This is a genomic window from Microbacterium sp. AK009, assembly GCF_013410955.1.
Taxonomy (GTDB): Bacteria; Actinomycetota; Actinomycetes; order Actinomycetales; family Microbacteriaceae; genus Microbacterium.
The window spans coordinates 116,199-141,972 of record NZ_JACCCG010000001.1 but is presented as its reverse complement, the minus strand read 5'-3'; the positions used below and the strand labels follow the sequence as shown (position 1 = coordinate 141,972).

At 70.8% G+C, this 25,774-nt stretch carries 17 protein-coding genes; 6 read left to right on the top strand and 11 right to left on the bottom strand.

Annotated elements, in window-relative coordinates; all coding sequences use genetic code 11:
• Positions 1–80: 80 nt before the first annotated feature.
• The gene (gene rpoC, locus HDC37_RS00685) at positions 81–3,950 is read right to left on the bottom strand and encodes a DNA-directed RNA polymerase subunit beta' (RefSeq protein WP_141936779.1); all 3,870 of its coding nucleotides are present in this window, start codon (positions 3,948–3,950) and stop codon (positions 81–83) included.
• Positions 3,951–3,995: 45 nt separating this feature from the next.
• A complete protein-coding gene (gene rpoB / locus HDC37_RS00680) occupies positions 3,996–7,493 on the bottom strand; it encodes a DNA-directed RNA polymerase subunit beta (RefSeq protein ID WP_179558501.1) in 3,498 nt (1,165 codons plus the stop codon).
• A gap of 297 nt (positions 7,494–7,790) precedes the next feature.
• Here rpoB and HDC37_RS00675 point away from each other — a divergent pair, with 297 nt between their 5' ends.
• Positions 7,791–10,460, top strand: coding sequence for a DUF4062 domain-containing protein (locus HDC37_RS00675; protein WP_179558500.1), 2,670 nt, complete (start codon positions 7,791–7,793; stop codon positions 10,458–10,460).
• Between the two features lie 18 nt (positions 10,461–10,478).
• Here the strand turns inward: HDC37_RS00675 and HDC37_RS00670 are convergent, their stop codons facing one another.
• Together HDC37_RS00670 and pxpA are read right to left on the bottom strand one after the other, a co-directional pair.
• On the bottom strand, positions 10,479–12,224 hold the full coding sequence (locus HDC37_RS00670) for an urea amidolyase family protein (RefSeq protein ID WP_218869290.1): 1,746 nt from the start codon (positions 12,222–12,224) through the stop codon (positions 10,479–10,481).
• A gap of 11 nt (positions 12,225–12,235) precedes the next feature.
• Complete coding sequence (pxpA, locus tag HDC37_RS00665) at positions 12,236–12,991, bottom strand: 5-oxoprolinase subunit PxpA (protein ID WP_179558499.1); 756 nt, start codon at positions 12,989–12,991, stop codon at positions 12,236–12,238.
• A gap of 92 nt (positions 12,992–13,083) precedes the next feature.
• On the opposite strand from pxpA, the gene HDC37_RS00660 reads away from it, so the two are divergent.
• Complete coding sequence (locus HDC37_RS00660; protein WP_179558498.1) at positions 13,084–14,841, top strand: ABC transporter ATP-binding protein; 1,758 nt, start codon at positions 13,084–13,086, stop codon at positions 14,839–14,841.
• A 257-nt stretch (positions 14,842–15,098) separates the two neighbouring features.
• Here the strand turns inward: HDC37_RS00660 and HDC37_RS00655 are convergent, their stop codons facing one another.
• From HDC37_RS00655 to HDC37_RS00645, 3 genes are all read right to left on the bottom strand, one after another.
• A complete protein-coding gene (locus HDC37_RS00655; protein ID WP_179558497.1) occupies positions 15,099–16,058 on the bottom strand; it encodes an ABC transporter permease in 960 nt (319 codons plus the stop codon).
• Complete coding sequence (locus HDC37_RS00650) at positions 16,055–17,059, bottom strand: ABC transporter permease (RefSeq protein WP_179558496.1); 1,005 nt, start codon at positions 17,057–17,059, stop codon at positions 16,055–16,057. Before HDC37_RS00650 ends, HDC37_RS00655 begins: the two co-directional genes overlap by 4 nt.
• A gap of 93 nt (positions 17,060–17,152) precedes the next feature.
• Complete coding sequence (locus tag HDC37_RS00645) at positions 17,153–18,820, bottom strand: ABC transporter substrate-binding protein (RefSeq protein ID WP_179558495.1); 1,668 nt, start codon at positions 18,818–18,820, stop codon at positions 17,153–17,155.
• Positions 18,821–19,011: 191 nt separating this feature from the next.
• Here HDC37_RS00645 and HDC37_RS00640 point away from each other — a divergent pair, with 191 nt between their 5' ends.
• From HDC37_RS00640 to HDC37_RS00630, 3 genes are all read left to right on the top strand, one after another.
• The gene (locus HDC37_RS00640; RefSeq protein WP_179558494.1) at positions 19,012–19,875 is read left to right on the top strand and encodes a spermidine synthase; all 864 of its coding nucleotides are present in this window, start codon (positions 19,012–19,014) and stop codon (positions 19,873–19,875) included.
• Between the two features lie 109 nt (positions 19,876–19,984).
• On the top strand, positions 19,985–20,512 hold the full coding sequence (locus HDC37_RS00635) for a hypothetical protein (RefSeq protein ID WP_179558493.1): 528 nt from the start codon (positions 19,985–19,987) through the stop codon (positions 20,510–20,512).
• 29 nt (positions 20,513–20,541) lie between these two features.
• Positions 20,542–21,096: a SprT-like domain-containing protein gene (locus tag HDC37_RS00630; RefSeq protein ID WP_179558492.1), complete on the top strand. Its 555-nt coding sequence runs from the start codon at positions 20,542–20,544 to the stop codon at positions 21,094–21,096.
• On the opposite strand, the gene HDC37_RS00625 is transcribed toward HDC37_RS00630, so the two are convergent.
• The gene (locus HDC37_RS00625) at positions 21,049–21,738 is read right to left on the bottom strand and encodes a 2-phosphosulfolactate phosphatase (protein WP_179558491.1); all 690 of its coding nucleotides are present in this window, start codon (positions 21,736–21,738) and stop codon (positions 21,049–21,051) included. The two genes, HDC37_RS00630 and HDC37_RS00625, sit on opposite strands and share 48 nt — an antisense overlap.
• 52 nt (positions 21,739–21,790) lie before the next feature.
• Between HDC37_RS00625 and HDC37_RS00620 the strand changes: the two genes are divergently transcribed.
• A complete protein-coding gene (locus HDC37_RS00620) occupies positions 21,791–22,309 on the top strand; it encodes a hypothetical protein (protein ID WP_179558490.1) in 519 nt (172 codons plus the stop codon).
• Between the two features lie 276 nt (positions 22,310–22,585).
• On the opposite strand, the gene HDC37_RS00615 is transcribed toward HDC37_RS00620, so the two are convergent.
• From HDC37_RS00615 to HDC37_RS00605, 3 genes are all read right to left on the bottom strand, one after another.
• Positions 22,586–24,019, bottom strand: coding sequence for an ABC transporter permease (locus HDC37_RS00615; protein WP_257021226.1), 1,434 nt, complete (start codon positions 24,017–24,019; stop codon positions 22,586–22,588).
• A gap of 32 nt (positions 24,020–24,051) precedes the next feature.
• Positions 24,052–24,837: an ABC transporter ATP-binding protein gene (locus HDC37_RS00610; RefSeq protein ID WP_179558488.1), complete on the bottom strand. Its 786-nt coding sequence runs from the start codon at positions 24,835–24,837 to the stop codon at positions 24,052–24,054.
• 209 nt (positions 24,838–25,046) lie between these two features.
• Positions 25,047–25,685 carry a response regulator transcription factor gene (locus tag HDC37_RS00605; RefSeq protein WP_179558487.1) on the bottom strand — a complete coding sequence of 213 codons (639 nt, stop codon included), beginning with the start codon at positions 25,683–25,685 and terminating at the stop codon, positions 25,047–25,049.
• Between the last annotated feature and the right edge of the window lie 89 nt (positions 25,686–25,774).

Genomic DNA, 25,774 nt, shown 5'->3' with positions numbered 1-25,774 from the left:
GTCTCAGCGAGCACCCCCGCCGGCAACACGACGGGCCCCGGCGATGCCGGGGCCCGTCGCGTCACTGCAGAGAGGCGACTTCAGTTGTAGGTGCCGAAGTCGTCCGTGGAGAAGCTGTCGAAGTCGACGTAGCTCAGGTCGGCGTCGCTGTAGGCGCCGTCCGAGGCGAAGATGCGGTTGGGGTACCGCTCGCTCTTGGCCTCCTCCGTCGCCTCGACCACGACGTTGCGGTACTTCGCAAGGCCGGTGCCGGCGGGGATGAGCTTTCCGATGATGACGTTCTCCTTGAGGCCCACCAGCGGGTCGCTCTTGCCCTCCATGGCGGCCTGCGTGAGAACACGCGTGGTCTCCTGGAACGACGCGGCCGACAGCCACGACTCGGTCGCGAGCGACGCCTTGGTGATACCCATGAGCTCGGGACGACCCGACGCCGGACGCTTGCCCGAGCCGACCGCTTCGCGGTTGATGCCCTGGTAGCGCTTGAGGTCGACCAGCTCGCCGGGGAGCAGCGTCGTGTCGCCGTGGTCGACCACGGTGACCTTCCGCAGCATCTGGCGCACGATGACCTCGATGTGCTTGTCGTGGATCGGCACACCCTGCGAGCGGTACACGCCCTGGACGCCGTTCACGAGGTACTTCTGCACCTCGCGGGCTCCCATGACGCGCATGACCTCCTTGGGGTCGAGCGTGCCGACCTGCAGGGGCTGGCCCACCGTGACGTGCTGGCCGTCCTCGACGAGCAGCGTCGCGCGCTTGAGCACCGGGTAGACCACCGGCTCGTCGCCGGAGTCGGGCGTGAGGATGATCTTCTTGCTCTTGTCGGTCTCCTCGATCGTGATGCGGCCGTCGGCCTCCGCGATCGGGGACGCGCCCTTGGGGGTGCGTGCCTCGAAGAGCTCCTGCACGCGGGGAAGACCCTGCGTGATGTCATCCGCCGACGCCGACCCACCGGTGTGGAAGGTACGCATCGTCAGCTGGGTACCCGGCTCACCGATCGACTGGGCCGCGATGATGCCCACGGCCTCGCCGATGTCGACCATCTTGCCGGTGGCAAGCGAGCGGCCGTAGCAGCGGGCGCAGACACCGACGGCGGAGTCGCAGGTGAGCACCGAGCGCACCTTGATGGTCTCGACACCCGCCTCGACGAGCGCGTTGATGACCACGTCACCGACATCGGACCCTGCCGCGGCGAGCACCTCGCCGGAGGCGCTGACGACATCGGCCGCCAGGGTCCGCGCGAACACGGAGTTCTCCACGTTGGCGTCCTTGACGAGCGTGCCGTCGAAGCCGGGAGCGGCGATCGGCAGCTCCAGACCCTTGGACGTGCCGCAGTCCTCCTCGCGGATGATGACGTCCTGCGAGACGTCCACGAGGCGCCGGGTGAGGTACCCCGAGTCGGCGGTACGCAGGGCCGTGTCGGCCAGACCCTTACGGGCACCGTGGGTGGCGATGAAGTACTCCGCCACCGACAGACCCTCGCGGTACGAGGAGATGATCGGACGCGGGATGATCTCACCCTTGGGGTTGTTCACCAGGCCTCGCATACCGGCGATGTTCCGGATCTGCAGCCAGTTGCCACGCGCGCCCGACGAGACCATCCGGTTGATGGTGTTGTCGTCGGGGAAGTTGTCGCGCATCGCCTTCTGGACCTCGTCGGTCGCCTCGGTCCAGATCTTGATGAGCTCCTGACGACGCTCGGCGTCGGTGGTGAGACCCTTCTCGAACTGCGACTGGACCTTCGCGGCCTGCTTCTCGTAGCGACCCACGATCTCCGCCTTGTTGGGCGGGGTGAGGATGTCGCTGAGCGCGACCGTCACACCCGAACGCGTGGCCCAGTAGAAGCCGGCGTCCTTGATGCGGTCGAGCGTCGCTGCGACCTCCACCTTGGGGTACTCCTCGGCGAGCTTGTTGACGATCTGCGAGAGCTTGCCCTTGTCGGCCTGCTCACGCACGAACGGGTAGCCCTTGGGCAGCGCGTCGTTGAAGATCGCCTGGCCGAGCGAGGTGTCGACGAGGCCGTGGCGCTCGTAGCCCTCGGGAGCTTCGCCCTCGAGGAAGGCGAGACCGGGGATGCGGATGCGGACCTTGGCCTGCAGGTCGAGGGTGCCCTCGTCCTTGGCCAGGATCGCCTCGGAGACCGAGCCGAACACGCGGCCCTCACCGGCTGCGCCCTCCTTCACCGTGGTGAGGTGGTGCAGACCGATGATCATGTCCTGCGAGGGCAGGGTCACCGGGCGGCCGTCCGACGGCTTCAGGATGTTGTTCGAGGCGAGCATCAGGATGCGGGCCTCGGCCTGGGCCTCGACCGACAGCGGCAGGTGCACGGCCATCTGGTCACCGTCGAAGTCGGCGTTGAACGCCGCACACACGAGCGGGTGGAGCTGGATGGCCTTGCCCTCGACGAGCTGCGGCTCGAACGCCTGGATGCCGAGGCGGTGCAGGGTGGGCGCACGGTTCAGCAGCACCGGACGCTCGCGGATGATCTCCTCGAGCACGTCCCAGACCTCGGGACGGGTGCGCTCGACGGCGCGCTTGGCGGCCTTGATGTTCTGCGAGTGACCGAGGTCGATCAGACGCTTGATCACGAACGGCTTGAACAGCTCCAGCGCCATCTGCTTGGGAAGGCCGCACTGGTGCAGCTTCAGCTGCGGACCCACGACGATGACCGAACGGCCCGAGTAGTCCACACGCTTTCCGAGCAGGTTCTGGCGGAACCGACCCTGCTTGCCCTTCAGCATGTCCGACAGCGACTTCAGCGCACGGTTGCCGGTACCGGTGACGGGGCGACCACGACGGCCGTTGTCGAACAGCGCGTCGACGGCCTCCTGCAGCATCCGCTTCTCGTTGTTGACGATGATCTCGGGAGCGCCGAGATCGATCAGGCGACGAAGACGGTTGTTGCGGTTGATCACGCGACGGTACAGATCGTTCAGATCGGATGTCGCGAAGCGGCCACCGTCCAGCTGCACCATCGGGCGCAGCTCCGGCGGGATGACCGGGACGACGTCGAGCACCATCGAGGCGGGGCTCATGCCGGTCTGCAGGAACGAGTTGACGACCTTCAGGCGCTTGATGGCGCGGATCTTGCGCTGGCCCTTGCCCTCGGCGATCTGCAGGTGCAGGCTCTCCGCCTCGGCGGCCAGGTCGAACGCCTCCAGGCGACGCTTGATCGACTCGGCGCCCATGTGGGCCTCGAAGTACTGGCCGAAGCGGTCCTGCAGCTCCTGGAAGATCTCGTCCTCGCCCTTGAGCGAGCCGACCTCGAGGGTGCGGAAGTCCTCCCACACGCGCTCGAGCTTGGCGATGGCGTCGTCGGCCTGCTTGCGGGCCTGCGCCATGTCCTTCTCGGCGGCGTCCTTGACCTTCTTCTTCTGGTCGGCCTTGGCGCCCTCCGCCTCCAGGGCGGCGAGCTCCTCCTCCAGCTTCGACAGGCGCGCGGCGATCTTGGCGTCACGGCGGTCGCCGAGCGTCTTGATCTCCAGGCGGATGTTGTTCTCCTGGGTGGCGAGGTCGCGGTGACGCGCCTCCTCGTCGACGGAGATCACCATGTAGGCGGCGAAGTAGATGACCTTCTCGAGGTCCTTCGGCGCCATGTCGAGCAGGTAGCCCAAGCGTGAGGGCACGCCTTTGAAGTACCAGATGTGGGTGACGGGGGCGGCCAGCTCGATGTGACCCATCCGCTCGCGGCGGACGGAGGACTTGGTGACCTCCACGCCGCAGCGCTCGCAGACGATGCCCTTGAAGCGGACGCGCTTGTACTTGCCGCAGGCGCACTCCCAGTCGCGGCTGGGCCCGAAGATCTGCTCTCCGAAGAGGCCGTCCTTCTCGGGCTTGAGCGTGCGGTAGTTGATGGTCTCGGGCTTCTTGACCTCGCCGAACGACCAGCGGCGGATGTCGTCGGCCGTGGCGAGGCCGATGCGAAGCTCGTCAAACGTTGTTGCGTCGAGCACTAGTTCTCCTGTTGTCAAAAGTGGGTTGCGGTCGGCGTCGACGGATCAGATCTCGTCGATCGACGACGACTCGAAGCGGCTCGAGATGTTGATGCCGAGCTCCTCAGCGGCGCGGTACGCCTCGTCGGTGCTATCGCGGAGGCTGACCACCGTGCCGTCGGCCGAGAGGACCTCGACGTTCAGGCACAGCGACTGCATCTCCTTCATGAGCACCTTGAACGACTCGGGGATGCCGGGCTCCTGCAGGTTCTCGCCCTTGACGATCGACTCGTACGCCTTGACGCGGCCGGGGATGTCGTCGGACTTGATCGTGAGGAGCTCCTGCAGCGCGTAGGCGGCGCCGTAGGCCTCGAGTGCCCACACCTCCATCTCACCGAACCGCTGGCCGCCGAACTGCGCCTTACCACCCAGCGGCTGCTGCGTGATCATCGAGTAGGGGCCGGTGGAGCGGGCGTGGATCTTGTCGTCCACGAGGTGGTGCAGCTTCAGGATGTACATGTACCCGACGGAGATCGGCGCCGGGAACGGCTCACCCGACCGGCCGTCGAACAGCTGGGTCTTGCCCGACGAGTCGATCAGGCGCACACCGTCGCGGGTGAGGTTCGTCGAGTCGAGCAGACCCGCGATCTCCTCCTCGGCGGCACCGTCGAACACGGGGGTGGCGACCTTGGTGCCCGGCGCGGCCTCGCGAGCCTCCTCGGGCAGGCGCACGGCCCACTCCGGGGTGCCTTCGACCTTCCAGCCCTGCTTGGCGATCCACCCGAGGTGGGTCTCCAGGACCTGGCCGAAGTTCATGCGACCCGGGATGCCGAGGGGGTTCAGCACGACGTCGACCGGCGTCCCGTCGGCGAGGAACGGCATGTCCTCGACCGGCAGGATCTTGGCGATGACGCCCTTGTTGCCGTGACGGCCGGCGAGCTTGTCGCCCTCGGTGATCTTGCGCTTCTGGGCGATGTAGACCACGACGCGGCGGTTCACGCCCGAGCCGAGCTCGTCATCGCCGTCCTCGGCGTTGAACTCCTTGACGGCGATGATCGTGCCCTGCTCACCGTGAGGAACCTTCAGCGAGGTGTCGCGCACCTCGCGGCTCTTCTCGTTGAAGATGGCGCGCAGCAGCCGCTCCTCGGCCGAGAGCTCGGTCTCGCCCTTGGGCGTGACCTTGCCGACGAGGATGTCGCCGGGGCGGACCTCGGCGCCGATGCGGATGATGCCGCGCTCGTCGAGGTCCTTCAGCAGGTCGGGGCTGACGTTGGGGAGATCACGGGTGATCTCCTCCTTGCCGAGCTTGGTGTCGCGGGCGTCGACCTCGTACTCCTCGATGTGGATCGAGGAGAGGGTGTCGTCCTTCACCAGGTCCTGGCTGAGGATGATGGCGTCCTCGAAGTTGTGACCCTCCCAGGTCATGAACGCCACGAGCAGGTTCTTGCCGAGCGCGAGCTCGCCGTTCTCGGTCGCCGGGCCGTCGGCGATGACCTCGCCGGCCTCGATGCGGTCGCCCGCCGAGACGATCACGCGCTGGTTGTAGCTCGTGCCCTGGTTGGACCGGTCGAACTTGCGCAGGAAGTAGTCCTGCGTACCGCCCTCGTCGAGCTGGATGGTGACGACGTCGGCCGACACCTCCATGACCACACCGCTCTTCTCGGCGGTGACGACGTCACCGGCGTCGACCGCGGCGTAGCCCTCCATGCCGGTTCCGACCACGGGCGACTCGCTGCGCAGCAGCGGCACAGCCTGGCGCTGCATGTTCGCACCCATGAGCGCGCGGTTGGCGTCGTCGTGCTCGAGGAAGGGGATGAGGGATGTCGCGACCGACACCATCTGGCGCGGCGAGACGTCCATGTAGCCGATCTCGTCGGCGGGGATGAGGTCGACCTCGCCGCCGATCTTCCGCGCGAGGACCCGGTCCTCCTGGAAGTGGCCGTCCGCCTTCAGCGGGGCGTTGGCCTGGGCGATGATGAAGTCGCTTTCCTCGCTGGCGGTGAGGTAGTCGATCTGGTCGGTGACCTTGCCGCCGGTGACCTTGCGGTACGGCGTCTCGATGAAGCCGAACGAGTTGATGCGGGCGAACGAGGCCAGCGACCCGATCAGACCGATGTTCGGGCCTTCCGGGGTCTCGATCGGGCACATGCGGCCGTAGTGCGAGGGGTGGACGTCACGGACCTCGACGCCGGCGCGCTCACGCGACAGACCGCCGGGGCCGAGCGCCGAAAGGCGACGCTTGTGGGTCAGGCCCGCGAGCGGGTTGTTCTGGTCCATGAACTGCGACAGCTGCGAGGTGCCGAAGAACTCCTTGATCGCCGCCACCACGGGGCGGACGTTGATCAGGGTCTGCGGGGTGATCGCCTCGATGTCCTGCGTGGTCATGCGCTCGCGCACGACGCGCTCCATGCGGGACAGACCGGTGCGGACCTGGTTCTGGATCAGCTCGCCGACCGCGCGGATGCGACGGTTGCCGAAGTTGTCGATGTCGTCGACGTCGAGACGGATCTCGACGTTCTTGCCGCCGCGCACGCCCTCGAAGGTCTCATCGCCGCGGTGCACGCGCACGAGGTACTTGATGGTGGCGACGATGTCGTCGACCGTGAGCACCGAGTCCGACAGCGGAGCATCCAGCCCCAGCTTCTGGTTGATCTTGTAGCGACCCACCTTCGCCAGGTCGTAGCGCTTGGGGTTGAAGTAGAAGTTGTCCAGCAGCGCGCGGGCGGCCTCGGCGGCGACCTGCTCGCCCGGACGGAGCTTGCGGTAGATGTCGCGGAGCGCGTCTTCCTTGGACAGGATCGTGTCCTTGGAGAGGGTCTCCTCGATGGAGTCGAAACCGGCGAACTCGTTCAGGATGTCTTCGCTGGAAAGGCCCAGGGCCTTCAGGAACACCGTGACCGACTGCTTGCGCTTGCGGTCGATGCGGACGCCGACCTGGTCGCGCTTGTCGATCTCGAACTCCAGCCATGCACCGCGGCTGGGGATGATGCGCGCCGAGACGATGTCCTTGTCGGAGGTCTTGTCGGGGGTCTTGTCGAAGTAGACACCGGGCGAGCGCACGAGCTGGGAGACCACGACACGCTCGGTGCCGTTGATGATGAACGTGCCCTTGTCGGTCTGGAGCGGGAAGTCGCCCATGAAGACCGTCTGGGTCTTGATCTCACCGGTCTGGTGGTTCATGAACTCGGCCTCGACGTACAGCGGGGCGGCGTAGGTCTTGCCGCGCTCCTTGCACTCCTCGATCGAGTACTTCTCGGGCTCGAGGTAGGGGTTGGTGAACGAGAGCTGCATGGTCTCGCTCAGGTCCTCGATCGGCGAGATCTCCTCGAAGATCTCCTCGAGACCGCTCTTGAGGGCGATGTCCGTACGGCCGGCGGCCTGCGCCTCGGCGAGGCGCTCCCGCCACGCGTCGTTGCCGACGAGCCAGTCGAAGGACTCGGTCTGCAGCGCGAGAAGGTCGGGGACCGTCAGCGTGTCGGAGATCTTCGCGAACGAGAGCCGCGATGCGCCGCGGCCGTTCTTCGGGGTGGTGGTGGGATTGGATGCGTTGGGCGCAGCAGCCAAGGGATAACCTCCGTGAGCCCGGATCGGGCTTCGTTTCCTTGTCGTCAGGTGGAGTGCTCAGTCATCCCCGAAGCCTGCACGTCGCACACCGCAGTGAAGCGGGGGCGTGCAGTCACAGCCGACCACCATATGAGGGCAGGGGGAAACCAAGAGCGCAACTACCAAGCATAGTCCGGATGACGCGCCGTGTCCAGCGCGATCCTTGACGAGTTGAAGTTCCTCGGGTATAACCCCGTGAATACCCCCTGCATTCCCCGGCATCTGGCGGAGAACCCCTGGTGAGGCCATGATGTCTGCATGACGGGGGGCGACGCCGCCACCGCGGGTCTCGTGGAGTCCGCGACCGTGACGGGGCACGAGCGGGTGATCCGCACGCCCGACCAGCGTCTCCGCATCTTCGTCAGCTCCACCCTGCGCGAACTCGCCGACGAACGCGTCGTGGTGCGCGACGCCATCGAGAGCCTGCGGCTTGCGCCGGTGATGTTCGAGCTCGGCGCCCGGCCGCATCCGCCCCGCGCGCTCTACCGCTCCTATCTGGCGCAGAGCGACGTGTTCGTGGGGATCTACGGCGACAGCTACGGGTGGGTGGCGCCGGAGGAGCAGGTCTCGGGCCTGGAGGACGAGTACAACCTCGCGCCCCCCGAGATGCCGAAGCTCATCTACATCCGCGCCTCCGAGCGTCGCGACCCGCGCCTGGTCGCCCTCATCGACCGCATCCGCGACGACGACACGGCGGCCTACCTCTCCTTCTCCTCGGTCGACGAGCTCCGCGATCACGTCCGCGACGACCTGGCCACCCTGCTCGCCGAGCGCTTCGATGCCTCTCGCCCCCTCGCCGACCGCGAGATCTCGGACGTCGTCCCGGCCGCCGCGCCGAAGGTGCCCGTCCCGTACACCTCGACCATCGGCCGGGAGGAGGATGTCGCGGCGATCCGCGATCTGCTGACCGGCACCGCCCATGTGGTCAGCCTCATCGGGCCCGGCGGGGTCGGCAAGAGCCGGCTGGCGATCGAGGTCGCCCGCGCGAGCGAGGACCTCTTCCCCGACGGGGTGTACTTCGTTCTGCTGGAGGGCGTCCTCGAACCCGGTCTCGTCGTGCCCACGATCGCCTACTCCCTCGGGGTGCGCGACAACGGCGAGGCGCCGCTGGAGGAGCGCATCGCGCGGGCGCTGTCGGGTCGCCGCGTGCTCGTCGTCCTCGACAATTTCGAGCAGGTGATCGAGGCCGCGCCGCTGCTGGTGCGCCTCTCCCACGCCTCCCCCATGGCGACCTTCCTGGTGACCAGTCGCATCGTCCTCCACATCCGCGGCGAGCAGGTCTACGACGTCTCGGGGCTGCTCGTCCCCGACTCGTGGACCCGCGCCACCCGCGAGCGGGTGCGCAGCACCCCCGCATGCCGCCTGTTCGTCGACCGCGCGAGCGCGGTGAGTCCCGACTTCGCCCTCACCGACACCAACGCGCAGGACGTCGCCGACATCTGTCGTCGGCTCGAGGGCCTGCCGCTGGGCATCGAACTGGCGGCGGCGAAAGTGCGGATCCTGGGCACCCGGGGGATCGCCGAGCGGCTCGAGCAGAGTCTGCCGCTGCTCACCGCGGCGGTGCGCGACCTCCCCGACCGGCACCGCACGATGCGGGCCACCATCGAGTGGAGCGTGAGCCTGCTGCCGGCGTCGCAGCGCGCCATGCTCGAGGACCTCGGCGTCTTCGCCACCCGGTTCACCTTCGACGCGGTGGAAGCGATCGGGCGGGGCCGAGTCTGGGGCGCCGACGCGATGGAGAATCTCGCGGCGCTCGTCGACTCCTCACTGGTCAAACCCGTCGACGTCGACGGTCGCCCGGTGTTCTCGCTGCTCGCACTGGTGCGCGAATACGCGGTGGGACGACTGAAGGAGCGGGGGGATGCCGCCGCGGTGCGCGCCGCGCATGCCGATCACTACCGCGAGCTGGTCGCGCGCATCGCGCCTCGGCTCGGCGGACCGGGGCAGGCGGACGCGGTCGCGGAGCTGGGGCTCGACCTGCCGAACCTCCGCGCGGCGGTGCGCCACCTGATCCACACCGACCGGCTCGACGACGCCGGCGATTTCGCGTGGTCGCTCCTGATCTACTGGTGGGTGGCGGGCTTCTTCGCCGAGGTGCGGGTATGGATGCTGGAGCTCCTCGGCAAGGACAAGCCGATCACCCAGCACACCCGCGCCGTGGCCTGGTTCTTCGCCCTGTGGGGCGAGATGTGGCAGCGTCCGAGCGAAGAGGCCGTCGCCGGGCTCGGGGAGTGCATCCGGCTGTTCGAGGAGAGCGGCGACGAGGATGCCGCGGCGATGGCGCTCGCCGCACGGGCGACCGCGCGGCTCCAGCTCGACCTCCCCGACCTCGACACCGCCGATCGCGAGCTGACCTCCGCGGTCGAGAGGCTCCACGATGTCGGCAACACCTGGGCCGAGGCCATCACCGAGGTCGCCCGCGGGCGGCTGGCGTGGCTTCGCGGCCACACCGACGACGCGCTCGGACACTTCGATCGCGCGACCGCGGCCGCCGCTGCCGGCGGTGACCTCTTCACGACGTCGGTCGCCGGGAACCACCTCGCGCGCCTGCAGCTCGTCCGCGGCGAGATCGACACGGCCGAGGCGCAGTGCGTGCGCACGCTCCTCGTGTCGCTGCGCCTGCACTTCGAGGAGGGGATCGCCTACGGGCTCGAGGGGCTGTGCGCCGTCGCCGCGGCCCGCGGGGACGGCGAACGGGCAGGCGCACTGTCGGCGGTGGCCGCCGTGATCCGCCACCGCATCGGCGTGTTCGACGCCGAAGCCTTCACGGTGCACACGCCGCAGCTGGACGCGATGCGAGCGGCCGATCCGGACGCGGTCGCCGCAGGCGAGCGCCGCGGCGCCGAGCTCACCCTCGCCGAGGCGCTCGCGCTGGCGTTGCCCGCCGACGCGCAGGCGGAGGCCTCACGGCTGATCGCCCGCTGGTGAGCGGAGGGGGAACGCGGCTCAGTCGGTCGGGCGCGCGTGACGGAAGCGGATGCGGCTGCCCGGCCGAGCCTGGGCGAGCGCGTCGCGCGCCGCATCCGTCACGACCGCGATCACCGGGTAGCCGCCGGTGACGGGGGCGTCGGGCCCGAGGATCGTGGGGCGGCCGGAGGGCGGCACCTGAAGGGCCCCGGGAACCATGCCTTCGCTCGGGAGCTCATCGCCGCGCGCGCGGGCGAGCGCCGGGCCGTCGAGGCGGATGCCGACGCGGTCCGCGGCGCCCGAGACGGTCCACGTCGCATCGAAGAGGGCGGCGCGGGCGTCGGCGGTGAACCAGTCCGCGCGCGGCCCCGGCGCGAGGTCGACCTCGAGGTCGTCGCCGTCGGGCGCGCCCCACGGGGCGTCGGGGGCGGGTGGGACAGGGGTGACGGGAGCGGGGCCGACGCTCACGACGTCGCCCGCGGCCAGGGGGGCGGGCCCGAGACCCGAGAGGATGTCCGCGGCGCGCGATCCGCGCAGGATCGGCGCATCGACGCCGCCGCGGAGAGCGAGGATCGCGCGGGCGCCGCGCTCGATCCACCCGACCTCGAGCTCCGCGCCGGCGGGCCAGCGGTGCGCGACGTAGGGGTCGATGTCGCGCCCGGCGAGCCGGAGCGGACCGCCGCCGCCGGTGACGGCGAACCAGAGGTCGGCCAGGGCGACAGCGCGGAACCCGCCGAGCGTGACCTCGATCGCCGCCGCCTCTTCGGGGTTTCCCACGAGCCGGTTCGCGGCGCCGAGCGCGCGGCGGTCCATCGCGCCGGAGCGGGCGATCCCGAGGGCGGCGGAGCCCGGCCGGCCGAGATCCTGCACCGTGGCGAGCAACCCCGGCGCCTCGACGAGGAGCGCCGCCGCGCCCCTCGCCGGCCCCGCCCCCACCCCCGCGACCGCCGCCGCCTCCGCCTCCGCCCCCGCGAGGGTGCGCTCGTCTCCCACGGCGGGCGCGTCCCGTTCCGTTCGGGGCGCGTTCTTCCGGTCGGGGCGCGACGATTCCGCCCCGAACGGAGAGTCGCGCCCCAACCCGGGGGCGGGGCTCGGGGCGGCGGGGGTCGGGGAGGCGGGGGTCGGGGAGGCGGGGGACGCCGGCAGGGCGGTCGGCGCGGGGGATTCGGATGCCGCGGTGGCGGCCGAGACCGGGCGGAATCGCACGCGCGTGCCCGGCGCGAGGAGCGCAGGGTTCTCTCCGGCGGGGTCGAAAAGCGGCGCGTCGGTCGTGCCGAGGAGGCGCCACCCGCCGGGGGTCTCGCGCGGATACGCCCCCGAGAACACACCCGCCACCCCCACCGCCCCGGCCGGCACGCGGGTGCGCGGGGTATCGAGCCGAGGCACGTCGAACGGCCAGTCCTCGCCCACCAAGTACCCGAACCCGGGTGCGAAGCCGGTGAACGCGACGGTCCAGGTCGCGGCTGCGTGGCGCCGCGTGAGCTCCGAGGCCGACACTCCGAGCAGCTCTGCCGTCTCCTCGAGGTCGGGGCCGTCATAGCGGATGTCGAGCACGACCTCCGGGACGGCCGCTGCCGCCCGCGGCGGGGCCTCGCCCGCGGCATCCGTCACCCACGCCCGCGCGCGCGACAGGCTCAGCATCGCGGGATCGACGGTGACGAGCACCGTGCGCGCCGCGGGGACGATGTCGATGACGCCGGCCGGGGCGGATGCGGCGAGGCGGGCGTGCAGCGAGAGCACAGCGTCGAGTCCCGCCACCTCGACGAGGATCGCGCGGTCGCCCATCGGCAGCACGTTCACCACGGCGCCCGCACGGTCACTCCGGCGGCATCCAACGCGCGCCGCACCGCCTCCCCCATCGCCACCGCGGCCGGCGAGTCCCCGTGGAGGCAGAGCGACGCCGCGGCGACGGTCAGCACCGACCCGTCGGCGGCGACGACCTCGCCCGACCGCGCCAGGCGGATCGCCCGCTCCGCGGCCGCCGCGGCGTCGTCGAGCACCGCGCCGGGATGCCCCCGGGGCACGAGTCCCCCGGCGGGAAGATACCCGCGGTCGAGGAACGCCTCGACGACGAACGGCAGGCCGGCTGCTTCGGCGGCCCGGGCGATCTCCCCTGGCATCCCGAGGATGGGCACCGCGCGTCCCTGCGACGCCGCGAGGTCGGCCACCGCCTCGGCCACGGCCCGCGCCGACCCCGCGTCGGCGGACACCGCGTGATACAGCGCGCCGTGCGGCTTGACGTACCGGATGTCGGCGCCCGCCGCCGACAGCGCCCGCAGCTGCGCTCTGACGTCGGCCCGCAGATCCGCGGCCGCGAGCGCCATCGGCACCCGGCCGAAATTCGCCCGGTCGGGGTAGGACGGATGCGCTCCGACCGCCACACCGTGAACCGCCGCGCGCGCCACCGCCTCCCGCATCGACCTCTCATCGCCCGCGTGGCCGCCGCAGGCGATGCTGGCGCTGGAGATCACGGCGAACATCGCGTCGTCGTCGGCCGTCGGCATCCCGTCGACCGTCTCCCCCAGGTCGGCATTGAGGTCGATCACGCCCATGTGCACACGCTACGCCGCGCGACAACGTTACGGATGCGTAAAGGCTGCCCGGCCCGAGTGCGCCGGTGCACGCGCCGGGGCAGGATGGGGGGATGCCTCGATCTTCCGAGCGGCCCGCGGCAGGGACGCCGCTGCTGCAGGTCCGCGACATGGCCGTGGAGTTCCGCACCGTCGACGGGACGGTCCACGCCGTCGAAGGGGTCGATATCGACCTCGCCGCCGGCGAGACCCTCGCCATCGTCGGCGAGTCGGGGTCGGGGAAGTCGACGACCGCGATGGCCGTGATCGGCCTCCTCCCCGGCAACGGCCGGGTGACGAAGGGCTCGATCCTCTTCGAGGGCGAGAATCTCGTCGGGGCTCCCGAGTCGGTGATGCGCCAGGTGCGCGGCCGCTCGATCGGCCTCGTGCCGCAGGACCCGATGTCCAACCTCAACCCGGTCGCGAAGATCGGCACCCAGGTCGCCGAGACCCTCCTCGCGCACGGCCTCGCGACCCGCAAGGACGTCGATCGGAAGGTCGTCGAGACCCTCGAGGCCGCGGGCCTCCCCGACGCCGCCGCCCGTGCGAAGCAGTACCCGCACGAGTTCTCGGGCGGCATGCGCCAGCGCGCCCTCATCGCGATCGGGCTGGCGTGCAACCCCAAGCTCCTCATCGCCGACGAGCCCACGAGCGCGCTCGACGTGACGGTGCAGAAGACGATCCTCGACCAGCTCGACCGGATGACCAGCGAGACCGGCACCTCGGTGATGCTGATCACCCACGACCTCGGCCTCGCCGCCGAGCGCGCTTCGCGCGTGGTCGTGATGCACCGCGGTCGCATCGTCGAGCAGGGCCCCGCCCGCCAGATCCTCGAGGACCCGCAGCAGCCCTATACCCAGGCGCTCGTGAAGGCCGCGCCATCGGTGGCGGCGGTGCGGTTGCGTCCGGAGGCCTTCCGCCGGGCCGAGAAGACGGATGCCGCCGGGCCGGCCGCGCCCGCGGCATCCGCTCCTGTCGTGGTGAATGAGCCGGCTGCGCCGGGCGAACCGGCTGCGCCGGGCGAACAGGGCGTCGAGACGGCACCCGACCACATCGTCGAGGTCGAGGGGCTGACCAAGACCTACCCGGTGCGGGGGCAGAAGGAGGACTTCGTCGCGGTCAAGGACGTCTCGTTCGCGATCCCGCGCGGGCAGACCGTCGCGATCGTCGGCGAATCGGGCTCGGGGAAGACCACGACCGCGCGGATGATGCTGAAGGTCGTCGAACCGACCAGCGGCACGATCTCGTTCGATGGCGTCGATGTGTCGACCCTCAAGGGCCGGGCGCTGAAGGACTTCCGCCAGAAGGTGCAGCCGATCTTCCAGGACCCCTACTCGTCGCTGAATCCGATGTTCACCATCGAGCGACTGATCGAGGAGCCGCTGGAGTTCTACCGGCGCGGCTCGTCGGCCGAGCGCACCAAGCGGGTGCGGCGATTGCTGGATGACGTGGCGCTGCCGGCCTCCATGATGCGGCGCTACCCGTCGGAGCTGTCCGGAGGTCAGCGGCAGCGCGTCGCGATCGCGCGGGCTCTCGCGCTGTCTCCCGAGCTCATCGTCTGCGACGAGCCGGTCTCGGCGCTGGACGTGCTCGTGCAGGACCAGGTGCTGCGGCTCCTTCGCGATCTGCAGAGCGAGTACGGGCTGAGCTACCTCTTCATCTCGCACGACCTCGCGGTGGTGCGACTCATCAGCGATTACGTCTGCGTGATGAAGGACGGGCACCTGGTGGAGGCGGCGTCGGGCGAGGAGATCTTCACCAACCCGCGCGACCCGTACACCCGGCGCCTCCTCGCATCGATCCCGGGCAACGAGCTCGACATCGCCGTCTGACCCCGGCGCGTCGGCCCTTCCCGTCGCGTCCGCGCGCCGGGGTTCGTCGCGCCACCGCCGCGACGGCGGCGTTCTCGCTCCCCCGTCACGTTTCGCCCCCCCCGCGCGCGTCAAACAGGGCCGAACGCGACGGGGGAAGCGATGCACGCCCGCAGCCCAGGCCGCTCCCCCGTCACGTTCCGCCCCCGCGCGCGTCAAACAGGGCCGAACGTGACGGGGGAAGCGACGCGACGACGGGCGCCGCCGCGACGGCGGCGCTACCGCGCGCGGGTGCGGGGATCCATCGCCTCGCGCAGCGCCTCGCCGAGCAGGGTGAACCCGAGTGCGGTGATCGTGATGCAGGCACCGGGCAGGAACGCCAGCCACGGCGCGATCGCGAGCTCGAGCTGCGCGTAGGTGAGCATGCGCCCCCACTCCGCCGTCTGCGGAAGCCCGCCGCCGAGACCGAGGAACGACAGCGCCGCCGCCTCGATGACCGCGGTCGCGAGCGACAGCGTCCCCTGCACGATGACCGGGCCGATGGCGTTGGGCAGCACGTGGCTCATCGTGATCTTGCCGCGGCCGAGTCCCAGCGTCTGGGCCGACAGCACGTAGTCGGCCGACCGCTGCTGGAGCATCGACGCGCGCAGCAGCCGCGCGAACACCGGCACCTGCGCGGCACCGATCGCGATCATGACCGAGAGCTGGGTCTGACCGAGGATCGCCGCGATCGACACCGCGAGCAGCAGCGACGGCACCGAGAGCAGGATGTCGACGAAGCGCATCACGACGACATCCACCCACCCGCCGAAGGCGCCGGCAATGAGGCCGAGCAGCATGCCGCCGAGGAGTCCGAACGCGGTCGAGACCACGCCGATCGTCAGCGACGCCTGCGCGCCCCAGATGAGCTTGGACAGCACATCGCCGCCGAAGCGGTCGAGACCGAGCGGGAACTGCGGCAGCTCGCCCGGACCCGGGATGTACGTCGGGGTGATGTACCGCTGTCCCGGCAGGTCGGTGGGGCCGTACGGCGCGAGCACGGGCGCGAGGGCGGCGACGAGGATGAACAGCGCGATGATGACCGCGCCCACCCATGCCGAGGGGTTGCGGCGCAGCCGCCGGAACACGTCGCGCCAGAACCCGCCGCGCACCTGCGCGCCCAGGAGCTCCCGATCATCGATCGCGGTGTCGTCGACCGGCCCGCCGCTGGGGGCGGGGGGAAGCATCGCCGAGGTCATTGGACCCTCACTCTCGGGTCGATGAAGCTGTACGAGACATCCACGATCAGGTTGATCAGGGCGTACGCGATCGCGATGAAGATGATGAAGCCCTGCAGCACCGGGAAGTCACGGGTGAAGATGGCGCGGGCGAGGAACGAACCGATTCCGGGGAAGGCGAACACCGTCTCGGTGAGCACCGCGCCCGAGATGAGCAGTCCCGTCTGCAGACCCACGGTCGTTACGACCGGGAGCAGGGCGTTGCGCAGGATGAACCGCCCGCGGATCGTCCCCTGCGGCACGCCCTTGGCCATGCCGGTGCGGACGTAGTCGGCGTTCTGCACCTCCAGCACCGAGGCACGGGTGATCCGCACGATGATCGCCAGCGGGATGGTGGCCAGCGCCACCGCGGGCAGGATCAGGTGCAGGATCGCATCCCACGCGGCATCCCACTCTCCGGTGATGATCCCGTCGAGGATGTAGAAGTTCGTGTAGTGCGTCGCATCGATGCGCGGGTCTTGGCGGCCCTCCGAGGGGAGCCAGCCCAGCTGCACCGCGAACACCCACTTCAGCAGGAACGCCAGGAAGAACACCGGGATGGTGATGCCGAGAAGGCTCGCGGCCACCGTGAGGTGGTCGGTGGCCTTGCCGTGCCGGCGGGCCGCCCAGTATCCGAGGGGGATGCCGACGCCCACGGCGATGAGGAGCGCGGCGCTGGAGAGCTCGAGGGTGGCGGGGAAGCGGCGCCAGAACTCCTCGGTGACGGCGCGCCCGGTCTGGATCGACGTGCCGAAGTCGCCCGACAGCAGCCGTCCGAGCCAGACGATGTACTGCTCGAACAGTGGTCGGTCGAACCCGTAGAGACGGTTGATCTCGGCAACCGCCTCGGGGGTCGCCCGCTCGCCGAGGAGCGCGACGGCCGGGCCGCCGGGGAGGGCGCGGACCCAGAGGAACAGCAGGATGGACAGCCCGAACAGCGTCGGGATGAGCAAGAGGATCCTCTTGCCGATGGTGCGTATCACGAGAAGACAGCCTTCGACGACGAGCGGAGGAGAGAAGACGAGCGGATGTCGCGGCGCGGCGTCTCAGGCCGCGCCGCGACATCCGGATCGTCGTTACTCGGAAAGCTCGACCAGGTTGTAGACCTCGTCCTGCACGGGGCTCGCCGGGTACGAGGTGACGCGCTCGTCGAAGACGAGGGTCGGCACCGGGTGGGCGAGCGGAATGCCGGGAAGGAACTCCATGATCTGCGCGTTCGCGTCGGCGTAGGCCGACTCCTGCTCCTCGGCGGTGGCGAGGCCGCGACCGGTGGTCAACGCGTCGAAGATCTCGGCGTTGTCGAAGCCCCACTCGTTCGAGGGAGCGCCGAAGAACGTCCCCACGAAGTTGTCGGGGTCGTTGTAGTCACCGGTCCAGCCGAGCAGGTGGATGCCGTGCTCGCTGCCGCCCTGGATGAGGTCGAGGTACTCGCCCCACTCGTTGGACACCGGGTTGAGCACGATGCCGACGGCCTCGAGCTGGGACTGCAGGTTGGTGAAGATCTGCTCGGGGTTGGGCATGTACGGCCGCGAGATGTTCACCGGGTAGTTGAACGTGATGGTGAGGGGGTTGGCCTCGTCGAAGCCCGCCTCCGCCAGCAGCGCCTGAGCCTGCTCGGGGTCGTACTCGTAGGTGGTGACGTCGGGGTTCCACCCGATCACACTGTCGGGCATGAACTGCGTGGCCACCTCGGTGCCCTCGGGGAGCACCTGCGAGATGAGCTGCTCCTTGTCGATCGCGTGGGCGATCGCCTGACGCACGCGCTCGTCGGCGAGCTCGGGAACGGCCTGGTTCATGCCGAGGTAGAGCACGTTGAACGGGTCGCGGTTGATGAGGGTGAAGCCCGCCTCCTCCAGTGCGCCGAGGTCGGCGGGGGCGACGAGGTCGTAGCCGTCGATGCTGCCGGACTCCAGCGCCTGCCGGCGCGCGGTGGTGTCGCCGATCACCTGGAAGATGATCTCCTCGACCACGCCCTGCTCGCCCCAGTAGTCCTCGTAGGCGGTGAGGGTGGTGCTGCTGCCCGGGTCCCACGACTCGAACTGGAACGGACCGGTGCCGGTCGGGTGACCCGTGGCGTACTCGCTGAGGGTCGGGGCCTCCGAGGTGCCGCCGACGTCGTCGGCGCCGTACTCCTCCAGCGCCGTCGGGCTCTGCATCGCGAACGCGGGGAGCGACAGAGCGGGGATGAAGCCCGCGAAGGGCTCGGTGAGGGTGACGGTGACCTCGGTGTCGCTGACCGCCTCGCAGCCGCCGTAGATCGAGGTGCCCGTGTCGGCGTAGCCGCGCATGAGCTTGCCCCAGTAGTACGACAGGCTCTCGCTCTGGGCGATGCCGGTGAAGTTGTTCTGGCGGTCGAAGTTGAAGCACACCGCGTCGGCGTTGAACGGGGTGCCGTCGTGGAAGGTCACGCCCTCCACGAGGGTGAAGGTGTAGCTCAAGCCGTCCTCGGACTGCTCCCAGCTGCTCGCGAGGAGCGGCGCGGGGTCGGCGGTTCCGGGCTCGACACCCACGAGGCCTTCGAAGATCTGCCGGGAGACGCGGAACGACTCGCCGTCGCTGGCGAACGCCGGATCCAGGCTCGACACGTCACCGGAGGCTCCGAAGATGAACGTCGAGTCGACGTCGCTCGGCTCCTCGCTTCCGCCGCCCTCCTCGCGCTGGCTCGCACAGGCCGTCAGGATCAGCGATCCGACGGCGATGGCGGCAGCGCCGGCGAGCAGGCGCTTTCTCGTTGAGTGAAGCATCGTGTACTGCACCTTCCTTTTGAGATCCCTTTCGGGTCGCGAGCGCAGCGAAGCGTGTGACAGCACCGGCCCACGGAGTGTGATCCCTCGACCGTACCCGCGCGCCGTCGTGCGGATGGTCACGGTGAGGTTGCGATTCTGTTTCGGCGGCGCAGGCGCAGGGGACGGATGCCGCGGACTAGCGTTGAGCCATGGCGCGCGCTCGGGTCGAACAGGTGCGCCCGTCGGCGCGGCTGGGTGACGGGACGCTCGCGACGATCGCGCCGTCGGAGTACGACACCGGCTGGGAGCTCATCGTCGACGGCACCCCGCAGTCGCACGTGGACCTCGACGACCCGACGCATCTGCACTTCGAGTACGTGTCGCGCATGGCCGCGGTGATCGACCGGCTGAAGCTTCCCGGCCAGCCCCTCACCGCCGTCCACCTCGGCGCCGGCGCCCTGACGGTGCCGCGCTACATCGAGGCGACCCGGCCGGGCTCGCGCCAGCAGGTCATCGAACTCGAGCAGCCGCTCGTCGACCTCGTGCGCGAGCACCTGCCCCTTCCGCGCGGCGCGGCGATCCGGATGCGCATCGGCGATGCGCGGATCGGGCTGGCGCGACTGCCGCGCGCCCTGGTCGGCGCGGTCGACGTGCTCGTCTCCGACGTGTATGCGGGAGCGCAGACCCCGGCGCACCTGACCACGGTGGAGTTCTACCGCGAAGCCGCCGCCCTGCTCGCCCCCGGCGGCGTGCTGCTGGTCAACGTCGCCGACGGCGCGGGGCTCGCCTTCGCCCGTCGTCAGGTGGCGACGGTGCGCGAGGTGCTCCCCCACGTCATCGTGCTGGCCGAGGTGCAGACGCTGAAGGGTCGCCGGTTCGGCAACCTCGTCGTCGCCGCCTCCCCCTCGCCCCTCCCCACCCAGTGGCTGCCGCGACTGATGGCCGCAGGCCCCCACCCCGCAAAGGTGGCCGAGGGCGAGGAGGTCGTGGAGTTCGCGCGCGGAGCGCGCATCGCGACCGACGCCGACTCCACGCCGTCGCCCAAGCCCGCGGCATCCGTCTTCGAACGATGAATCCTGATCCGGATGCCGCCCTGCGGCGTGCCACGCCGACGCCGGCACCGCTGTCGCGCAGACTGGTGGAGCGTGGGCGCGGGACCCTCGAGCGCGGAAGGAGTCGATCATGAGCTACATCCTGGGATACGACCCCGACACTCTGCGGGAGCAGGTCGACCCTGTCCGTTGCGAGGGGCGCCTGGATGAGATCGGCGAGCAGCGGAGTCTGCCGGCCCTGCTCGAGCGGGTGTGGCTGCTGAAGGTCCTCGATCGACTCGACGACGCGCTGGTGCTCTCGGAGCAGTCGGTGCGCGTGGCCCGGATGGCGGGGACGCGCAAGGATCTGCTGCGTGCCCGGATCCTCCACGCCACCGTGCTGCAGGTGCGCGGACAGCTCGCCGCCGCCGACCAGGAGCTCACCGCCTGCGCCGAGGAGGCCGACGGCCAGGGCTGGTCGGGCATCGCCGCCTTCGCCTACCAGCACCGCGGCAAGACCCGTTACGACGGCGAGGATTACGACGCCGCGCGCACCGACTTCAAGCGCGCACTGTTCCTCCGGCAGGAGTCGGGCGCTCCCGACGAGCAGCTCGAATCGACGCTGCTGGCCATCGACGCCTCCGAGCGGCGGCGCATGCGGACGTCGGTCGCGAGCTGAGTGTCGTAGGTACGTTCTAACCTCACGGCATGACAGAACCTGAACGTGTGCGCGTCTGGGCGAACGCTCTGATCCGCCGGCACCTCGACCCCTCCTGGACCTTCGGCTTCGACAACGCCAAGCGGCGCGCGGGCCTGTGCGACTTCCGCCGCAGGCGCATCAGCGTCTCGCGCTACCTGTCGGCGCGGTACGACGACGACACCAATCACCAGACGCTCCTGCACGAGGTCGCCCACGCCCTCGCCGGGCCGGCCGCCGGACACGGTGCCGAGTGGAAGCGCATCGCGCGGGAGCTGGGCTACGTCGGGGGCACCACCCACGACGGCGAGACGGCTGTCGAACTCGCGCCGTGGGTGGGGGTGTGCCCCGCCGGGCACACCGCCTACCGGCATCGCCGTCCGCCGCGGGCGACGTCGTGCGTCGCCTGCGCGCCGCGATTCGACCGTCGCCATCTGTTCACCTGGACGCGGCGCGAGATCTCAGCCGCGACGCGGTTGGCCGCGATGACACCGCGACCGGATGCCGCTCCGGGCCGGTCAGAGCCGGGTGATGCGGTCCCCGCGCACGATCGGCACGGCGTCTGAGGCGTCGACCTCGGCGGCGCGGACGACGTCGGGCCGCAGGTCTTTCTCGATGAGTTCCTGACCGGACCCGCTCGCGGTCAGCAGGTGACGGACGGCGCCGCGAAGACCGCGGAACGCTTCCCCCGCCGTGGCGGCTTCGGGCGAGGAGTGGTCGATCCCCCGGGTGGTGAGGGCGTCGATCACGGCGCCGGCGCCGAGGAGATCCTCGACGGCGAAGCGCAGCGGGGCGCCGCCGTGACCGAGCTCGCCGGCGGGGATGATCGAGATCGAGGTGCGGCGGCCGCGGCGCTCCTGCTCATCGGCGATCGCCTGGGCGACGGCCGAGGCGTTGCGCAGTCCCGCGAGGAGGACGATCGGACCCGCGGGTTCGTCCTCGACCGCGTGAGGGCCGGAAGGGACGGGGCCCGCGCCGGCGGCGGCGGCAGCGGCGGCAGCGGCGACGCGGGCGCCGTTCAGTGACACGGCGAAGGCGGTGTCATCCAGCATCATCTCCTCGCCCCGGTCGACGACGTCGATCGCGGTGCTGGAGAAGCGGAGCACGTCGACGACGACCACGATGTCGGCGGGCGCGAGGCGTGCGAGGGCGTCGAGCCCCCAGTCCAGACGCACCTGATAGCGGGACTGATCGAAGGGCGAGGGCATTCCGTCAGCCTAAACGGGCGGGCCGGGCGGCGCGGAATGACAGAGTGGGCACATGCGGATCATGCTGAAGCTCGTCATCGACTGCGATGCGGATGCCGCGTGGCGGGCGCTGCACTCCCCGCGCGCGGTCGCGGAACTGTACGGCCCGCTCGTGCAGCTGGCGCCCCTCGAACCCGACGCGCTGCCGACCGCCTGGGAGCCGGGAGCCGAGGTCGGGGTCGAGATGAGCCTCGGCGGCCGGGTGTCGCTCGGCCGGCAGATCATCCACGCGAGCGATCGCACGGTGCAGGGCCCGGACGGGCCGATCCGCATCTTCCGCGACAGCGGCATCCCGATCTCCGGGCCGCTCGCGGCCCTCGACGTCTGGGACCACCAGATGGCGGTCTCCCCCGCGCCGGGCGACCCGGCGAAGACCCTGTGGCGCGACCGCCTCGTCATCGGCGGGGCGGCCGCGCCGGTGCTCTGGCCGGGGCTGTGGGCGGCCTGGCAGTGGCGCGCAGCGCGCATCCGGGCGCTCGCACCGACGTGGGCGCACGACGCGCCGCCCGCTGACGAGGCGCCCGCGGACTGACGTTCGTCATCGGCCGACGCGGATGCGGCACTGACGCGGACGAGGCCGCCCGCTCGGCGACACACGGAAGGAGATCGACACGAGGGAGGCGGCTGCGCCGCGGCGCGTCCTCCGGTGTGTCGATCTCCTCCGGTCCGCCGGTGAGCCCACCCGCGCAGGCGCCGAGCACGGCAGCGCAGCCGCCCAGCACGGCAGCGCACTCGCCGGCGCACCCGCGCACGCACTCGCCGGCCCACCCGCGCACGCACTCGCCCGCGCACCCGCCGCCCGCGCGCGTCACTCGGCGAGCGCCTCCACGGGCGCGACCCGGGTCGCAAGGCGCGTCGGCACCACCGCCGCGATGAGAGTGAGCACCGCGGTCGCGGCGACCACGACGAGCACCGGGACGAGCGGCACGGCGGGCCAGACGAACGTCGGCCCTGGCGGAAGGCTCGGGTCGCCCGGGACCGACCCGAGCAGCGACTGCGCGCCCGCCCACCCGTAGACCACACCCAGGACCAGACCCGTCGCGAGCGCGGCGATGGTGAGGTGCGCCGCCTCGAGCAGCACGACCCGCCGCACCTGGGGGGCGGTGAGTCCGAGGGCGCGGAGCAGTCCGAGCTCGCGACGGCGCTGCACGACGCCCAGGGTGAGGAGGTTGACCAGGCCCACGGCGGCGATCACCGCCGAGATCGCGACGAGCACCATCATCACCGCGGCGAAGGTGTCGATCACCGCTGCCATCTCGTCGGGAAGCTCGCCGCCGGCCGACGCGGTGAGCACGGCCTTGGTCGACTCGATCGCGACGGCGAACATCGTCACGAGGGTGACGCCCATCACCACCCCGATCGCCATGCGACTCGACCGCTCGGGGTAGCGGAGTGCGTTTTCGGCAGCCAGCCGCGCGGTCGCCGACCCTCCGAAGAGCCGACCGATCAGCCGCAGCACCGGGGGCATGAGAAGGGTCGCGCCGAGTGCGATGCCGGTGAAGGAGAAGATGCCGCCGATGAACGCGATGGCGACACCGAGCGGAGTGACCAGCCCGAGCGCGATGCCCGCGGCGAGGAGTGCACCGCCGACCGAGAAGAGCACGACGGCGGCCACATTGCGTCCGGTGCGACGGACGACGTCTTCGCGCGTGGCCTCCACGGCGCCCCCGAGCGCCTGCATGGGCGTGACGGTCAGCACCCGTCGAGATCCGGCCCACGCCGCAACCCACGTCGTGAGCGCGACGATCGCCGCGGGCACGAGAAGTTCTCCGGTGACGACACCGTACGAGACGCCGTCGAGCCCGAGCAGCTCGGTGCCGACGACCACGCCGAGCGCGGCGACGCCGGTGCCGGCGACGAGACCGGCGAGCGCCCCGATGACGCCGACGATGAGCCCCTGCCGGGCGACCTCCTGGCGCTGCGCGCGCGCCGAGGCGCCGATGAGGCGCATGAGGGCGATCTGCCCGGTGCGCCCGGCGATGACGGTGGCGAACGTGTTCGCGGTGACGATCCCGGCGACGTAGACCGCGACGCCGACGAGGATGACGGTGAGGAAGCTCAGCACGAACGCCAGCGTCCCGCTGTCGCCGATGTAGGGATCGGCGCGGAGGATCGCCGCGAGGTAGCCGGTGACCGACACGAGGAGCACACCGAACGCGCTCGAGATCGCCGCGACGAGGATGCTCGCGCCCATGCCGCGCTCGCGCAGGAACAGCCATCGCGGGGCTGCGGTGCGTGGCATCCGATCTGTTCGCTCTGCCAGGGCGACCGCGCTCATGCCGTCACCTGCACGGATGCCGGGGCCTGCTGCTCGCTGGCGAGGAGAAAGGCTGAGATCTCCTCGGCGCTCTGTCGTGGCTTGTCGGCGGCGATGCGGCCGTCGCCGAGCACGATGACGCGGTCGGCGTGGCTGGCGGCGACCGGGTCGTGGGTGACCATCGCGATCGACTGGCCGTGCTCGCGGCTGGCGTCGGCGAGGAGGCGCAGCACCTCGCGGCCGCTGCGGGAATCGAGGTTGCCGGTCGGCTCGTCGGCGAACACCACGTCGGGGGCGGTGGCCAGGGCGCGGGCGATCGCGACGCGCTGCTGCTGGCCGCCCGAGAGCTGATGCGGGCGGTGGCCGAGCCGCGCGGCGAGCCCGAGCGATTCGACGAGGCGGTCGATTCGCGCGCGCTCCAGCGCCGACGGGCGCCGACCGTCGAGGTCGAAGGGCAGCAGGATGTTGCCGAGCGCGTCGAGGGTGGGCACGAGGTTGAACGCCTGGAACACGAACCCGACGCGGCGGCGGCGCAGGATGGTGAGATCGAGGTCGCTGAGGCCCGTGATCTCGGTGTCGCCGAGCCACGCGCGACCCGAGGTGGGGGCGTCGAGCCCCGCCATGACGTGCATGAGCGTGGACTTGCCCGAGCCGGACGGGCCCATGATGGCGGTGAACTCGCCGCGGCGGATGCCGATCGTCACGCCGTCGAGCGCGCGCACGGCGCTGTCGCCGGCGCCGTAGGTCTTGGTCAGCTGCTGCACCCGGGCCGCCAGGCCAAGGTCGGTGGAGGAGATGTGCATGCCTCGACGCTAGGAATCGCCGGGGTGCGGGCGCGTCGGCCGCGGGACCGATCCGTGTACATCGGAGGGATGACGCGGGGCGGCCGGACGGGCCGGGCGCGGGGCGTTTCGACTCGCTGCGCTCGCTCAACGACCGGGCATAACGCCCCGCCCCGGTCGTTGAGCGAGGAGCGAAGACGAGACGCTCCACGTGTCGACGCGGTGCGGCCTCAGGCCAGGCCGTGCTCGAAAGCGAAGACCACCAGTTGCACGCGATCGCGCAGCGCGAGCTTGGTCAGGATGCGGCTGATGTGCGTCTTGACCGTGGCCTCCGAGAGGTACTCCCGCGCCGCGATCTCGGCGTTGGAGAGCCCCCGCGCGGCGAGGGCGAAGATCTCGCGCTCGCGCTCGGTGAGCTCGCCGTAGGCGGGGGGAACGGGGCGCGGCGCGGCGTCGGCGAATCGGGCGAACAGATCACGGGTCGCCGACGCCGCGATCACCGCCGACCCCGCGTGGACGGTGCGGATCGCTGCCAGGAGGAACTCCGGATCGGCGTCCTTCAGCAGGAATCCGCTCGCGCCCCCGCGGATCGCCCGCGCCGCCGCCTCGTCGAGGTCGAACGTCGTCAGCATGACCACGCGCGGCGGCTCGGGGTCGCGCAGCAGCTCGGCGGTGGCGGCGAGGCCGTCCATCACCGGCATCCGGATGTCCATCAGCACCACGTCGGGCCGCACCGCCCGCACCACCGCCAGCGCCTCGCGTCCGTCGGCGGCCTCGCCGACGACCTCGAGGTCGGGCTGAGAGTCGACCACCATGCGAATCCCCGCGCGGAAGAGCGCCTGGTCGTCGACCAGCACCACGCGGATCATCGTCGTCCTCCCTCGATGCGCGCGCAACGGCGGGGCGCCGCGGCGACACGCCGCACGGTGGTGACGCCCCCCGGGGTGCCGGCCGCAAG

Excerpts from the sequence above, each read along its gene's own strand:
- HDC37_RS00675 (WP_179558500.1), top strand. The coding sequence starts at position 7,791 with ATGACGGGGGGCGACGCCGCCACCGCGGGTCTCGTGGAGTCCGCGACC.
- HDC37_RS00670 (WP_218869290.1), bottom strand. The coding sequence starts at position 12,224 with ATGGGCGACCGCGCGATCCTCGTCGAGGTGGCGGGACTCGACGCTGTG.
- pxpA (WP_179558499.1), bottom strand. The coding sequence starts at position 12,991 with ATGGGCGTGATCGACCTCAATGCCGACCTGGGGGAGACGGTCGACGGG.
- HDC37_RS00660 (WP_179558498.1), top strand. The coding sequence starts at position 13,084 with ATGCCTCGATCTTCCGAGCGGCCCGCGGCAGGGACGCCGCTGCTGCAG.
- HDC37_RS00655 (WP_179558497.1), bottom strand. The coding sequence starts at position 16,058 with ATGACCTCGGCGATGCTTCCCCCCGCCCCCAGCGGCGGGCCGGTCGAC.
- HDC37_RS00645 (WP_179558495.1), bottom strand. The coding sequence starts at position 18,820 with ATGCTTCACTCAACGAGAAAGCGCCTGCTCGCCGGCGCTGCCGCCATC.
- HDC37_RS00640 (WP_179558494.1), top strand. The coding sequence starts at position 19,012 with ATGGCGCGCGCTCGGGTCGAACAGGTGCGCCCGTCGGCGCGGCTGGGT.
- HDC37_RS00635 (WP_179558493.1), top strand. The coding sequence starts at position 19,985 with ATGAGCTACATCCTGGGATACGACCCCGACACTCTGCGGGAGCAGGTC.
- HDC37_RS00630 (WP_179558492.1), top strand. The coding sequence starts at position 20,542 with ATGACAGAACCTGAACGTGTGCGCGTCTGGGCGAACGCTCTGATCCGC.
- HDC37_RS00625 (WP_179558491.1), bottom strand. The coding sequence starts at position 21,738 with ATGCCCTCGCCCTTCGATCAGTCCCGCTATCAGGTGCGTCTGGACTGG.
- HDC37_RS00620 (WP_179558490.1), top strand. The coding sequence starts at position 21,791 with ATGCGGATCATGCTGAAGCTCGTCATCGACTGCGATGCGGATGCCGCG.
- HDC37_RS00615 (WP_257021226.1), bottom strand. The coding sequence starts at position 24,019 with ATGCCACGCACCGCAGCCCCGCGATGGCTGTTCCTGCGCGAGCGCGGC.
- HDC37_RS00610 (WP_179558488.1), bottom strand. The coding sequence starts at position 24,837 with ATGCACATCTCCTCCACCGACCTTGGCCTGGCGGCCCGGGTGCAGCAG.
- HDC37_RS00605 (WP_179558487.1), bottom strand. The coding sequence starts at position 25,685 with ATGATCCGCGTGGTGCTGGTCGACGACCAGGCGCTCTTCCGCGCGGGG.